Annotated in this window: 15 protein-coding genes; 3 read left to right on the forward strand and 12 right to left on the reverse strand. The window is 70.7% G+C overall.

Annotated elements, in window-relative coordinates; genetic code table 11:
• Positions 1 to 5: 5 nt before the first annotated feature.
• From AC1RQF_RS32600 to AC1RQF_RS32610, 3 genes are all read right to left on the reverse strand, one after another.
• Entirely contained in the window at positions 6 to 770 is a 765-nt protein-coding gene (locus AC1RQF_RS32600) for a response regulator transcription factor (protein WP_273996336.1), read from the reverse strand.
• 53 nt (positions 771 to 823) lie between these two features.
• Entirely contained in the window at positions 824 to 1,894 is a 1,071-nt protein-coding gene (locus tag AC1RQF_RS32605) for a sensor histidine kinase (protein ID WP_273998379.1), read from the reverse strand.
• Positions 1,895 to 2,018: 124 nt separating this feature from the next.
• Positions 2,019 to 2,588 carry a hypothetical protein gene (locus AC1RQF_RS32610; protein WP_273996337.1) on the reverse strand — a complete coding sequence of 190 codons (570 nt, stop codon included), beginning with the start codon at positions 2,586 to 2,588 and terminating at the stop codon, positions 2,019 to 2,021.
• On the opposite strand from AC1RQF_RS32610, the gene AC1RQF_RS32615 reads away from it, so the two are divergent.
• From AC1RQF_RS32615 to AC1RQF_RS32625, 3 genes are all read left to right on the forward strand, one after another.
• Positions 2,569 to 2,850, forward strand: coding sequence for a hypothetical protein (locus AC1RQF_RS32615; RefSeq protein ID WP_492874229.1), 282 nt, complete (start codon positions 2,569 to 2,571; stop codon positions 2,848 to 2,850). The two genes, AC1RQF_RS32610 and AC1RQF_RS32615, sit on opposite strands and share 20 nt — an antisense overlap.
• 9 nt (positions 2,851 to 2,859) lie before the next feature.
• Positions 2,860 to 3,327, forward strand: coding sequence for an HrpB1 family type III secretion system apparatus protein (locus tag AC1RQF_RS32620; RefSeq protein ID WP_273996339.1), 468 nt, complete (start codon positions 2,860 to 2,862; stop codon positions 3,325 to 3,327).
• A gap of 144 nt (positions 3,328 to 3,471) precedes the next feature.
• Entirely contained in the window at positions 3,472 to 4,239 is a 768-nt protein-coding gene (locus tag AC1RQF_RS32625; protein WP_492874231.1) for a hypothetical protein, read from the forward strand.
• A gap of 723 nt (positions 4,240 to 4,962) precedes the next feature.
• On the opposite strand, the gene AC1RQF_RS32630 is transcribed toward AC1RQF_RS32625, so the two are convergent.
• The 9 genes from AC1RQF_RS32630 to sctQ form a co-directional block, all read right to left on the reverse strand.
• Positions 4,963 to 6,414: a helix-turn-helix transcriptional regulator gene (locus AC1RQF_RS32630; protein WP_273996341.1), complete on the reverse strand. Its 1,452-nt coding sequence runs from the start codon at positions 6,412 to 6,414 to the stop codon at positions 4,963 to 4,965.
• A gap of 169 nt (positions 6,415 to 6,583) precedes the next feature.
• The gene (locus tag AC1RQF_RS32635) at positions 6,584 to 7,039 is read right to left on the reverse strand and encodes a CesT family type III secretion system chaperone (protein ID WP_492874233.1); all 456 of its coding nucleotides are present in this window, start codon (positions 7,037 to 7,039) and stop codon (positions 6,584 to 6,586) included.
• A gap of 88 nt (positions 7,040 to 7,127) precedes the next feature.
• Positions 7,128 to 7,343: a hypothetical protein gene (locus tag AC1RQF_RS32640; protein ID WP_273996343.1), complete on the reverse strand. Its 216-nt coding sequence runs from the start codon at positions 7,341 to 7,343 to the stop codon at positions 7,128 to 7,130.
• 172 nt (positions 7,344 to 7,515) lie between these two features.
• Positions 7,516 to 7,770, reverse strand: a complete 255-nt coding sequence (locus AC1RQF_RS32645) for a type III secretion protein (RefSeq protein WP_273996344.1) — start codon at positions 7,768 to 7,770, stop codon at positions 7,516 to 7,518.
• A gap of 13 nt (positions 7,771 to 7,783) precedes the next feature.
• The gene (hrpD5, locus tag AC1RQF_RS32650; RefSeq protein WP_492874236.1) at positions 7,784 to 8,782 is read right to left on the reverse strand and encodes an HrpD5 family protein; all 999 of its coding nucleotides are present in this window, start codon (positions 8,780 to 8,782) and stop codon (positions 7,784 to 7,786) included.
• Positions 8,783 to 8,960: 178 nt separating this feature from the next.
• On the reverse strand, positions 8,961 to 9,842 hold the full coding sequence (locus AC1RQF_RS32655; protein WP_492874238.1) for a type III secretion system protein: 882 nt from the start codon (positions 9,840 to 9,842) through the stop codon (positions 8,961 to 8,963).
• Positions 9,839 to 10,102 (reverse strand): type III secretion system export apparatus subunit SctS, encoded by a 264-nt coding sequence (gene sctS, locus AC1RQF_RS32660; RefSeq protein ID WP_273996346.1) that lies wholly within the window; start codon positions 10,100 to 10,102, stop codon positions 9,839 to 9,841. The genes AC1RQF_RS32655 and sctS overlap by 4 nt, the downstream gene beginning before the upstream one ends.
• Positions 10,103 to 10,121: 19 nt before the next feature.
• The gene (gene sctR / locus AC1RQF_RS32665; RefSeq protein WP_273996348.1) at positions 10,122 to 10,772 is read right to left on the reverse strand and encodes a type III secretion system export apparatus subunit SctR; all 651 of its coding nucleotides are present in this window, start codon (positions 10,770 to 10,772) and stop codon (positions 10,122 to 10,124) included.
• Positions 10,759 to 11,363 (reverse strand): type III secretion system cytoplasmic ring protein SctQ (gene sctQ, locus AC1RQF_RS32670; RefSeq protein ID WP_492874240.1); only part of this gene is annotated, 605 nt, incomplete at its 5' end. The genes sctR and sctQ, both read right to left, overlap by 14 nt.

Here is an 11,363-nt window from a genome sequence, read left to right on the forward strand (position 1 = left end):
CCGCCTCATCGCGGCGCGGGCGTATCGGGCGCGGCGGCGTCGGGCGCGGCCTCGCCGAGGTTGAGACGATAGCCGGTCGCGTACGCGGCCTGCACGGTCCACGCGATGCCGGCCGCCTTCAGCCGGCTGCGCAGCCGGCTCACGTACATGTCGACCGAGCGGGTCTGAGCGGCCGCCTCCACGCCCCACACGAGCCGCAGCAAGTCCTGGCGCTGCACGACCGTGCCGGGATGCGCGGCGAGGTGCCACAGAATATCGAACTCCTTGGCGCTGAACGCATGCGCGGCCTCGCCCACCGACACCGTCAGCGTCGCGCGCGACAGCACGTGCGCGCCGACCTGCATGCGGCCGCTGTCCGCCGACAGCGCGGCGAACCGGCGCAGCAGCGCGCGCACGCGCGCGAGCAGCGTCTGCCGTTCGAGCGGCTTGATCAGGAAATCGTCCGCGCCGGCGTCGAGGATCTTGACGATGTCCTCCTCGTCGGAGTGCACGGTCTGGAAAATCACCGGCACGATCGAGCGCGCGCGGCCGCGCACCCAGCCGAGCAGGCGTTCGCCCGTCATGCCGGGCAGATCCCAATCGAGGATCAGCAGGTCGGCCCAGCTGTCGCCGAGGAAGTTGCGCGCGTCGAGCCCGTTCTCGAACGCCTCGACCCGGTAGCCTTCGGCCTTGAGCCAGGTGACGAGCAGCGTGCGCTGCACCGGATCGTCCTCGACGACGACGATCTGCTTGGGCTGCTGTACGGTGCGCTGCATATTCGGGTCGGACATCGTGAACTCGGAAACGGTAAGGACAGGAAAAAGACAAGCGGCGACGCGCGCGTTCAGCCGTCGGGCGACACGCTCGCGCGCCAGCGCGCGATGCCGTCGGGCACCTGCGGCGACGCGGCGCGCACGAGCAGCGGCAGCCGCACCACGAACACGGTGCCGACGCCCTGGTTCGATTCCGCGTGCAGCGCGCCCGCGTGCGCGGCCACCACCTGCGCGGCCAGTTGCAGCCCGAGGCCGAAGCCCATCGAGCCGCGCTTCGCGAGCGGCGCGAAATCCGTCATCCGGCCGTCGGCCGTGAGGCCCGGCAGGCCGCCCGCCCAGTCGCGCACCGTCAGTTCCGCGTAGGCGTCGCGCACCCGCAGCCGGATCTCGACGCGCGCGCCCTGGCGCGACGCCTGCACGGCGTTGTCGATCAGGTTCTGCAACGCGCGCGCGATGAACACGCGCGCGCCGTTCAGCCACAGCGGCTCGGCGTCGCCGAGCCACAGTTGCAGCGCCACGCCGCGATACACCGCGCCGACCTCGAGTTTCGGCACGAGATCGCGCAGCACGCGGCGCAGGTCGAAGCGGACGAAATGATGGTGGCGCAGGTCGTCGGCCGCCGACGCGACCAGGTAATCCTGCCCGAGCAGCAGCGCATGGCGCGCGAGCTGCGCGATGCGCGCGAAGCCGCCGCACGCCTCGAAGGCGGCCGGATCGGCGTCGCGCAGCTCGGTCAGCGCGAGAATCGAATTCTGCGGCGAGCGCAGGTCATGCGCCAGGAAGCGCAGCGACGCCACGCGTTCGTCGAGCGCGCGGCGCAGCGGCGACACGTCGACGACCGACACCGTCGCCGCGATCTGCGGATCCCCGTCCACCGGCTGCAGCGTGAGCCACAGCACGGCCGGGCCGGCGGCGAATTCGAGCCCTTGGGTCAGTTGTTCGAACAACGAGCCCGCCGAGGCCTCGAGCGTCTCCCCCAGGAGCGCGCCGACCGCCAGCCCGACGGGCAGCGCGCGGCCGAACAGCGCCTGCGCGCGCGCGGTCGCGGCGACGATCGCGCCGCTCGCATCGAGCGCGAGCGTCCCCCACGGCTGATGGTCCTGCATGATCTGGAAGCTGCGGGCCTCGGCCCCGTGCGGCACGCTCAAGTTCGACTCCGGCGGGCGATTGATTCGGCGGTGAAACGGGCGGGCCACGGCGCGGCCTCGCGAGCGCGCAGTGTGTACCGATTCGAAAGCGCTTGTCCAGTGCCGCCCGTCCGCACGCTCAGAAATCGGCCTTCTGGTTCAGGTCGCCGGTGCTGACCGTCACCTCGTTGGCCGAGAACTGCATGTTGCCACCCGCGCCGCGCGCGCCGACGTGCGCGTCGACGAACGGATTGCCGCCCGTTTCGAGGCGCTCCAGTTCCTTGGTCGCGCCCGAGTTCAACGACACGTTGCCGTCCTTGTCGATCGTGCCGACCGAATTGCCGCTGCCGTTGTACAGGTTGCCCTGCGAGTCTTCCTTCAGGTGCAGCGCCTCGCCGCCCGCCCGCGTGTTCAGCTTGATGTCGTGCAGGCCCTGGCCCGCCGCGCCGCCGTTGTTCTGGCCGTTGACCGATTGGTTGTTGCCGTTGCCGTTGCCGCCGTGGTTCCCCACCGAGTTGTCGTTGCCGCCGGTGCTGTTGCCCGGCGCGCCGACATCGTCGCCGCCGCCGCTGTCGTCGTCGCCCATCAGCAGCTGCTCGATCTCTTCGAGCAGCTGTTCGATCTTGGCGTCGCGGCTGCTCGACGAGCCGTTCGTCTGGTTCGTTTGCGGATGGATGGTGTTCGCGGAAATGCTGTTGATGCAGGTCATGTGCGCCCTCGTTGAAAAGGAAAAGAAAAAGGAGCGAACGGTGAACGCATCCAGCGCCATCCGTTCGCCGACAAGCTTAAGAAAGCGGCGCGCGCGCGCGGCGCGCCGCGCGAAGCGACGTCGCGCGGGCCGAACCGCCGCGCGCCGGCCGCCGCCCGGCGCAGCGGCGCTTCGCCGGGCGCAACGCGGCTTCGCGCAGGGCATCCCGCCCCGCGCGCGGGACGCCATGATCGCGGCCATGCTTCCACTCGTTCCTGTTTAAAGCCCTGTCATGGCGATCAAACCCTGCAACGCGGCGGCATCGCGCATCCTGCTGTCGGTGTTTTCGGCGGGGCTGCGCGCGAACGCCCACGCGGACCTCGACGAACTGCTGCTGGCGCTGCGCGTGCTGCAACCGCGCAGCGCGGCGGTCGATCTGTGCGACGTGCGCCTGCGCATCAGCCGGCGCGACTGGATCGGCGCGCTGCACATCCTGCGCACGCTCGAAGAACAGGATCGCGGCACGCCGCTGTGCGCCGCGCTGCAGGGCTGGTGCCTGTATTCGATCGACGACGACGACTGGCGGCGCTACGTGCAGACCGTGCTGCTGTCCGGCGACGAGGCGTCGACCTCGCTCGTCGGCCGCTTCCTGCGCGTCGAGACGCTGGCCGCGTCGGCGGCCGACGACGTGGCCGTGCGCATCGGCCACCTGCTGCGGCTCGATCGGCAACAGTGGGCGCGGCACCTGGACAGCGGTTGATCGATCCGATCGCGCGGCCGGCGTCGCGCTTCGACGCCGCCGCGCAGGCTCGCCTCATGCACGGCAGCCCGCCGTCCCGCCGCTCGCATGCGGCCTCTACCGAACCACGGGCGTGTTTGTACGCCAACGCCAAGGAGACTTTTCATGAATCCCATCGGCAGCACACCGGCCCCGATCCGGCACACCCCGGCCTCGTCCGCACCCATGTCCGGCGTGGATCAGGGCACGGGCGCCACGCCCCAGGCGACGAAACGCCCGGGCAGCACCATGCATCCCACCGCCGAGCTGCAGAAAAAGCGGCAGAAACCGGGAGTGACGCAACAGAACGCCGCGCCGTCGCCGCCGTCCGGGCGCAAGATCGCACAACCGTTCAGCCCGAAGGCGCGCCTGCAGGCCCGCATGCATGCGGCCAAGCCCACGTCGGATGCGGGAGGCGCGGCGAAGGCCGCCGGGCAGCCGCCAGCGCCCGCCGCGTCCGCGCCCGCGACGCCGACGCCGCCTGCGCCCACACCGACCAAGACCGAGACCGCCGAAGTCCAGCCGCAAACCATCGACGCGACCCCGACGCACAAGCCCGTGTCGGATTCGGGCAGTGCGGCATCCACCGAGAAGCCGGAGACCACGGCCGCGCCCGTGCATACGGCCGCTCCGGCCAAGGCCGAGGCTGCCGAGATCCAAGCCCAGACGGTCCACGCGACATCGACCCACGCCACCGCGAACACGCATGCGTCCGGCCAGACACTCGCGGCCTCCGGCATGCCTTCCATACAGGAGATCGACCACGCGGCCGATCAGGCGATCGTGATGCAGCAGGCGCTCGCGCGCGCCACCCAGAAGATGGCCATCGCGGAGCTGCTCAACAGCTTCGCGCAGAAGATCATCGAGATGCTCAAGAAGGCCGTGCAGTCGTAAACCGCCGATACCGCGCGTGTCATGCGCGCGGGCGTCCGGCCGATCCGCGAGCGGTCTTGATCGCGCTCGATGGGCCCCGAGCGCGCCTCGTCGAACAGGCATGCGCGCGGTTTCCCGATCACGCGACAGCGGGATGCCATCCCGCCTCGTTGTCGTGTCGTGCGCCGTCTTGCGCGGGATCGAAGGGCTCCGGCTCCACCTCGTCGGATGTACGCCGATACCTGGCCGCAGCGCGCAGCCTTCCTCCCTCAAGACAACAGAGCACGCGCGCCGGCAGATCCGCGCATCTTTCTCGCGAAGCACGCCGTCTTGCGCCGAATCCAAGGGCTCCGGCTCCACCTCGTCGGATGTACGCCGATACTTGGCCGCAGCGCGCAGCCTTCCTCCCTCAAGACAACGGAGCACGCGCGCCGGCAGATCCGCGCGCCCTTCTCGCGCTGTACACAGTCTCGCGGAATCGAAAGGCTCCGACTTCGCCTTGTCGCACAACCGATACCCGACCTCCGCGCACAGCCTCCCTCCCACCCCGGAACGAAACGCGAACGCCACTGGCTCCGCACCTCGTTCCCGCGCGGCGCACCATCGCCCTCACGAGACAATCTCCAACCACGCATCGTCGACCACGACGCCGCCACCCGTTCAAAACGCACGCCCTCCCGCCCATACGACAACGGGGCGCGGACCCCATCGGACCCGCGCCCCGCTATCGTCCCGCACGCCGCCTTACGCGCGCTCGAAAGTCTCCGACGGCGCTTCGTCGAACATGCGCCGATACCCGTTCACGAGCGTCGAGCGATGCTGGATGCCCCAGCGGCTCGCGATCTCCAGCACGCTTTCCGCGCGCGGCGCATCCGACAGCAGCTCGCCGCGAATCCGTTCCATGCGCTGGCGGCGGATCAGTTCGCTCGGCGTCAGGCCCAGGTGCGCCTTGAACGCGGCCTGCAACGCGCGCTCGGTCACGTCGATGTGCGCCGCGACCTCGCGCACCGACAGATCGCGCTGATCGAGCCGCTCCATCAGGTAGCGATACGCGCGCCGATACTTGCCCGGCAGCCGCGCACTGACGTCGTCGCTCGGCGCGCCCGCCTGGGTGCCGCAGCGCGCGATCGCCAGCGCCGGCGCGAGCGCCGCTCCGTCCGAACGCACGTGCCGCACCGAGGCCAGCGCATAACGCCCGTACAGCGACGCCGATTCGCGAATCCGCCCCTGCTGCTCCCGCACCTTCGCCGCGCAATACAGATAGTCGAGCGTCCAGCGCACGTGGGTGCCGCAGCGCGCGGCCGCGTCGCGGTACGGCGCGATCATCGCGTCGGCCACGTTCGGCGCGCGGCCCGCGAGCGCCGCGAGCGCGACTTCGAGCCGCACGCTGCGCTGGTATTCGCCGATGCCGGCCTTCGCGCACCAGTCGACGTGCGCGTCGATCCGCGCGAGCGCCGCATGATCGCCGTCCGCCAGCCGCCGCACTTCGTGAAGATAGCTGAGCCGCAGGCGCAGCAGCAGCGGCGCATCGTCCATCGCGAAATCGGGTTCCGCGAACGCGCCGGGCGGCAGGTCGGCCAGCACCGAGCGCCAGTAGACGTGATCGTCGAGCGCATCCGCGCAGCCGACCTGGTATTGCAGCAGCAGGTCCGCGCGCAGCGCGCCCGCCAGTTGCCCCCAGCGCGGATCGGCGCCGGCGGCCGTCGCGACACCGGCCGCCGCGACATCAAGCACGTCGAGCGCCGCCATCGCCGCGTCGGCGCGGCCCAGGTGGTGCATCACCACGCACATCCCGAACAGGCTTTCGAGCTTCTGCGCGGGCAGCGCGGCCCGATCGTCGACGATGCGCTGGAAGCCCGCCTGCGCCACCCCGAAGCGGTTCTGGAAGAACGCCTGCCAGCTGGCGTTGCGGCAGGTCATCACGCGGGTCTGGTCGCGCGCGTCGCGCAGCAGGCGCTGGGCGCGGCGGAAGGTTTCCTCGGCCTCTTCATGGCGGCCGAGCGCGAGTTGAATATCGGCATAGGCCTGCATGTCGCGCAGGTCGACGCCCGCGCCGCCCGGCTCGACGTCGCAGCGCGCGGCGACGAACGCGGCCGCATCGGCGAAGCGGCCGTCGAGCACGCGCGCGGCATAGCCTTCATGCGCGGCGGGATGGGCAAGCGCGGCGGCGGTGGCGAAGTACAGAGTCGAAAACATGGCGGATCCTCCTGCTGGAGATGGCAAAGACAAATGGGCTCGAACACTCCGCGCAGCGGGCCTGGGGCCGTGGTGTTGCGTGGAGGCATGGCGCTATCGTCTCGTCCGGAGGCACTTCGCGCAGCAGTTTGTGACGATCCGTTACGATTGCCCGGCGGGCCGCCCGAGGCTAGACCCGCAGCCAGAAGTACTCGCCGGAGGCGATCCCCTCGAACATCTCGTCGCCGGATTCGATGATGTTCTGCCGCCAGTAGCGGCCGTGCTCGGCGTAGTGGGCGAACAGGTCGGCGACGGTCTCGCCGCTCACGTCGGGCATGAGCGGCAGGCGCATCAGCAGCACGATGCCGCCCGTGTCCGCGTCGAGCCCGAGCTGCGCCTGGTCCTGCGCGTAGATCAGCAGGTTCGCCTCCAGCAGCAGCCGGTAGATCGCGAGCGTGCGGCCCGCGCTCACGATCCCGAAATGAAAATTGACGTACATCGACTCGGGATCGTCGTCGAAGTAGTCGAGACGCACGTCGAAGCCCTCGACGTCGATCGAACGCGTTTCGAGCACATAGTCGACGTCCGGCAGATCGACGACCGCGCACACTTCCGTGACGATCTGCACATACCGTTCCCAACTCATGACTGCTCCCTCGTGATCTCCCGCGCTCAAAACAAGACAGCCGGCGCGCGCGCCGGCTGCCCAACCGCGATACCCGGCAACGCCCCGCTTACTGCGCGGGCTTGGCCGCGTCGGCCAGCATCTTGACGGCCTGCTTCTTGACGTCGTTCTTGACGGTCGTTTCCTGCATCTGCATCTGCGCCTGCGTCGCCGCGTTCGACAGTGCCATGCCTTGCTGAGCGGACTTCTCGATGCTGCCGATCGCGTCAGCCATGCCTGCGTCACCCATCAGTCCCGACACCAAGCTCATCGGATTCAGACCCATTGCGATTCTCCAAAAATAGCGCGTGTTCCCACGCATTCACGGTGATCCGGCCATGCCGGCGGAATTGCCGGCCAGCCGCCTGCTTGACCGCGTCGCCCGCGATTCGTCCGGGTCGGCCCTCGGGCCGGGAAACCGGGCGCTCGCGCGCGGCGCGGCAATACCCCTGCCGCCGTTACGCCGCGGCCCGCGCGTTCGCTTCCTGCAAGGCCAGCACGATGCGCTGCGCCGCCAGCAGGCCGCGATAGATCTTCTGCATCGCGTCGCGGTCGTAGTCGTTCGCCGCCTGCGAGGTGGCCGCGCTCAGCCGCTCGGCGGTCTCGCCGAGCGCCGTGCGGATCGCGCCGACCCGCGCGGTCGCGTCGGGCGCCGTCAGCGCCCGCTCCAGCGAGCCCACCTCGGCCGCGACCCGTTCCAATGCTTCGTACATGCTGTTTCCCCCGTCAGTTGAAATCGTGCGCGTCGTCCGGCGACGCGCCCGCGAACACATGCTTCACCCCATCCGGCGTCTCCACGTAGCGCACCTCGCCGATCTCCAGCATCCCGGAGTACGCGATCGGCGTCGGCGCGGCGCCGGACTGGCGCGCCTCGACCTCGATCGCCGCGACGTTCGGCCCGACATCGGCCCGCACCCGCTCGACCGCCGCTTTCAGGCGGGCGAGATCCGGCACGTCGCCCGTCACGCGGAACCGGCCGCCGCTCGTATAGGCCACCATCACGCCCGCCACGCCCAGCGATTCGCCGATGCTCTGCGCGTCGTCCTGCGCCACGTCGTACTGACGCTCGACCCGCCGCGCCGCGATCCGGTCGAACAGCTTGCGCACCGCGAGGTCGTCGGCCGGCGTCGCCACCATGCCGGTGACCGCGATCATCGCGCCGCGCGGCGCGACCCGCAGCTCGCGGTAGCCCGCGTGCTTCAGTTCGGCGTCGAGCCGCCGCGCCAGCGCGTCCGGCGTCTCGATCCGCACCACCGTGCGCGGATGCGCGCTCGCCAGCATCGTGCCCGTCGCGAGACCGCCCGCCACCAGCGCGCCGACCGCCGCCGCCACCGCCGCGAGCTTGCGCTGCGCGCCGCGCCGCGCGGCTTCCGCGCCCGGCGGCGGCGCCCACAAGGCGGCCAGCAGCTCCAGGTCGCTCGGCCATGCGCCGTCGGCCGGGCCGACGCACAAGGCCGTCTCGCCGAACGGCACCGGCACGAAATCGAGCATCAGCAGCGGCGAGCCGTCGGCGTCGAACGGATCCTCGGCCGTCTCCGCCGGGACCGGCGCGGCGCGGCGCGCGCTGACCACGCCCTGCGCGTCGATCGTCAGCAGCAGGTCGCCGTCGCGCCAGTCGGTGATGCGCACCGCCGCGTCGTCGTTCGCGCCGATCCGGTGTTCGCCGGCCTCGAGCGCGATCTCCGCGCCGGCATGCAGGCCGGTCAGGATACGCAGCAGTTTCATTCCACTCTCCTTGCCTTGAATCGTTCGTGGTGCCCATCGAATCGTGGCGGCCTGACTGCTTTGCTGCCGGCGGCTCATCGATTCGCCATGTCGTCAGAATAGGGCCGACGGTCCCGATGCCACTGCCGCGATGCGAATCCAGCGACGTTTTTGCGAAGCATCGCGTCGCCGGCTGCGCTCAGCGCGCGGCCGCCGCGCCGCGCCGCAGCGTCTCGACGGCCGCGAAGGCGCGCCGCGCCTGCACCGGCGTCGAAGGCCGCTCGATCTGGAACAGCATCAGCGGCAGCAACAGGCGATGCGACCGCGCGCGCGCGCCGTCCGCGCCGGCCTGGCGCGGCGCGGGCTCGCCGCCCATCGCGTCGACCAGCAATTGCTTCACGCCCGCCCAACCGATCGGCGTCAACGGGCCGCTGCGCAGCCGCGCCGCGAGCAGATCCGCGCTGTGCGCGAGCAAGGTGGCGGTCAGTCGCGCAGCCGGCTCCTGTTCCGCGCGTCGCCCGAGTTGCAGCAGCGTGTCGGCCCACAGATGGCGCAACGCGTTTTCGCGCTCGACGCCGTCGGCCCCGCCGGCCGCCACGCTGCTGAACATGCGCGGCGCGGCGGCGCCCGCCCCCTGCGCGCGCCCCTTGCGCACGCGTGGCAAGGCCAGCACGCGCGCGCCGCCGTCGTCGCGTTCGCGTTGCTGCTGGCCGCCCTGGCCGCCGCGTCCGCCCTGGCCGCCCGAATGCCGCTCGTGCTCCTCGTGGCCGGCGACGTGCGCGTGCGTGGAAACGTCCTCCTCGCCCGAATCGACCGCTTCGTTCTGGTTGTCCGCGCGCTTGCGGCGGCGGGTCGGCGCCGTCGTCTTCGGGCGCGGCTTCAGCTTGCCGAGCATCTGGTTGCGCGCGGCCGTCGCGAGGTTCTGCGCGCCGTTCGCATAGGCGAAGCGCGTGGCGTAGCGGCCGTAGGTGCTCGCGGCGCGCGCGCGCACCAGCCGCCGCCGGCGCGCATCGGTGCGCGCCGTCTGCATGGCCTGCGCGGCCTGCGCCGCCTGGTTCGGGGCATTCAGCACGCGGCTCACGACGGCACCGCCGCGCTCATCAGCTGCTGCGCGAAATGCAGGATCTCGCTGGCCGCCCACGGGCCGGCGATCGCGATGGTCACGGTCACCGCGACCAGCTTCACGCCATAGGAAATGCTCTGTTCCTGCAGCGACGTGATGGCCTGCACGAACGAGATCACCAGCCCGGAAAATGCCGCCACCAGCACCACGGGCAGCGAGATGTAGAGGCACATCATCATGCCCTGCGTGGTCAGACGGATCAGGTCGTCGACTTCCATCGTCGGGTTCTCCTCCAGATCAGGAATAGGTCAGCACGAGCCCGTGCACGAGCGTCGACCAGCCGTCCATCACGACGAACAGCATCAGCTTGAACGGGATCGCGACGTTGGTCGGCTGCAACTGGTTCATCCCCATCGACATCAGCACGTTCGCGATCACGAGATCGACGATGATGAAGGCGATGTAGAGGATGAAGCCGATGCGGAACGCGTCGGTCATCTGCGCGAGCGTGAACGCGGGCGCGAGCACGATGAGGTCGTCCTCGTGCAGCTGCGCGGCCGCTTCCTTCGGCCACACCACCGAGGCCGAGCGCAGGAAGAATCGCTTCTCGCGTTCGCGCGAATGCGCGGCGAGGAACTTGCGGAACGGCTCGCGCGCCGCGCCGAACGCCTGCAGCATCGCCTGCGTCGGCTGCGGCGACAGCGCCTGCCCCTGCAGCTGCTGCTGCGCGGCGAAGCCGATCGGCGCCATGATGTACAGCGAGACCAGGATCGCGATCCCGTTCAGCACCATGTTGGGCGGCACCTGCTGCACGCCGAGCGCGTTGCGCAGCAGCCCCAGCACGACGACGATCTTCGCGTACGAGGTGACCACCATCGCGATGAACGGCACCATGCTCATCACGAGCACGGCGAGCAGCAGCCCGGTGAGGTCGTTAAACTGAACCATCGTCGCCCGCCATCCGGCTGATCCGCACGCCGAGATGCGCGCCGACCGCCACCAGCTCGCCCGCGCCGATCGTCTGCCCGTAGGCGACGAGCCGCACCGGCACCGCGCGCGCCGGCACCGGCAGCTCCAGCACGTAGCCCGGGCCCAGCGCCGCCAGCTCCGCGACCGCGAGCGACAGCGTGTCGATCTCGATGTGCACCGGCAGTTCCAGCGCGCCCAGCGCGGCCGGCTCGGGGGGCGTCTCGGCCTCGGTTTCGACCGGCTGGTCGAGGTCGTTCGCAATCTCGGGGGTATCGGTCATCGTCATCGTCGTGTCCTCCATCAAAACCATTGCATGCCATTGGCGCGCGCCGCGCGCGCCCCACCATGCGTGCAGCGGCGCGCCCTCCGCCGTGCCGAAGCCGGCCGGCGTCACGCCGAGCAGCATGTCGCCCGGCCGCAGGCCGCGCACCACGTCGAGCGGCAGCCGGCGCGTGCCGAGCCGCACCCGGCCCGGCAGCCGCACGCGCGCGAGCGCATCGCCAAGCGGCGCGCCGGCCGCGCCGCGCACGCGGGCGGCCAGCGCGTCGAGCCAGGCCGGCTCGATGTCCA

This window comes from Burkholderia sp. GW821-FHT14F03 (assembly GCF_058803765.1).